This is a genomic window from Microbacterium sp. HMWF026 (genome assembly GCF_003061325.1).
Taxonomy (GTDB): Bacteria; Actinomycetota; Actinomycetes; order Actinomycetales; family Microbacteriaceae; genus Microbacterium; species Microbacterium testaceum_E.
In genome coordinates this window covers 13,078-14,447 of the sequence record NZ_QAJB01000410.1, presented here as the reverse complement: position 1 = coordinate 14,447, position 1,370 = coordinate 13,078, and the positions used below count along the sequence as shown (strand labels likewise).

At 66.6% G+C, this 1,370-nt stretch carries 1 protein-coding gene; it reads left to right on the top strand.

Translation table 11 applies throughout. The features are described from left to right. The first annotated feature begins 199 nt into the window (after positions 1–199). The gene (gene chvE / locus DBR36_RS15040; RefSeq protein WP_108320556.1) at positions 200–1,321 is read left to right on the top strand and encodes a multiple monosaccharide ABC transporter substrate-binding protein; all 1,122 of its coding nucleotides are present in this window, start codon (positions 200–202) and stop codon (positions 1,319–1,321) included. The last annotated feature ends 49 nt before the right edge of the window (positions 1,322–1,370 follow it).

Sequence of the window (1,370 nt, the reverse complement as noted above, 5' to 3'; positions counted from 1 at the left end):
GGGGCGCAGGGGCGCAAAGGCGCGGGGGTGAGATTTTGACGTGGCTATAGACAAAACCCCCCTCGATGGATATTTTTTCGGAGCCGTCATAATTCGACGGACCACAGAGCCGGGACGACGACGTACCCGATCCGACGCCGGGGAGGGCGCGGGTGCGACCAACGGGGGTCCCTGCAGTTCAGAGAGGAACGCAGATCACATGCTGAAGAAAATCCTGACCGGTGCGGCCATCGCGGCACTGGCCGTGGGCCTGGGGGCCTGCAGCTCCACGCGTCCGTCCGACGGGGGCGGCGCCGCCGCCGGCGGCGCGAGCGGGGACTGCAACGTCGGCATCGCCATGCCCACCCGCAGCCTCGAGCGCTGGATCAACGACGGCGAGCAGCTGCAGAGCAAGCTCCAGGACGCCGGCTGCACCGTCGACCTGCAGTACGCCGACAACAAGACCGACCAGCAGATCAGCCAGATCCAGAACCAGATCTCGGGCGGCGCGAAGATCCTCGTGATCGCCGCGATCGACGGATCGACCCTGGGCCCGGTGCTGCAAGAGGCCAAGGCGCAGAACGCCACGGTCATCGCCTACGACCGCCTCATCAACGGCAGCGAGAACGTCGACTACTACGCCACCTTCGACAACTACAAGGTCGGCACCCTGCAGGGCCAGTACATCGAGGAGCAGCTCGGCCTCAAGGACGGCAAGGGCCCCTTCAACCTCGAGCCCTTCGCCGGCAGCCCCGACGACAACAACGCGAAGTTCTTCTTCGCCGGCGCGTGGGACGTCCTGCAGCCCTACGTCGAGAGCGGCAAGCTCGTCGTCCCCAGCGGCAAGTCGCCCGCCAACGACGACGCGTGGGCGTCGATCGGCATCCAGGGCTGGGCGTCCGACAAGGCTCAGGCCGAGATGGACAACCGCCTCTCGTCGTTCTACGGCGACGGCAAGAAGGTCAACGTCGTGCTCTCGCCCAACGACAGCCTCGCCATCGGTATCGAGGCGTCGCTGAAGTCGGCCGGATACACCCCCGGCGCCGAGTACCCGCTCATCACGGGACAGGATGCCGACAAGGCCAACGTCAAGGCGATCCTCGACGGTGCGCAGGCCATGACGGTCTGGAAGGACACCCGCGCCCTCGGTGACCGCGTCTTCACGATGATCCAGGAGATCAAGGACGGCAAGGAGGTCGAGGTCAACGACACCAAGACCTACGACAACGGCAAGAAGGTCGTGCCCTCCTACCTGCTGACCCCCGAGGTCGTCGTCAAGGACGACGTGCAGTCCAAGCTCATCGACTCGGGCTTCCTGAACGCCTCCGACGTCGGGCTCTGAGCCCCACCGGCCGGGGCGGGTGCGCCCGTCCCGGCCCTCCCGCGGCGAG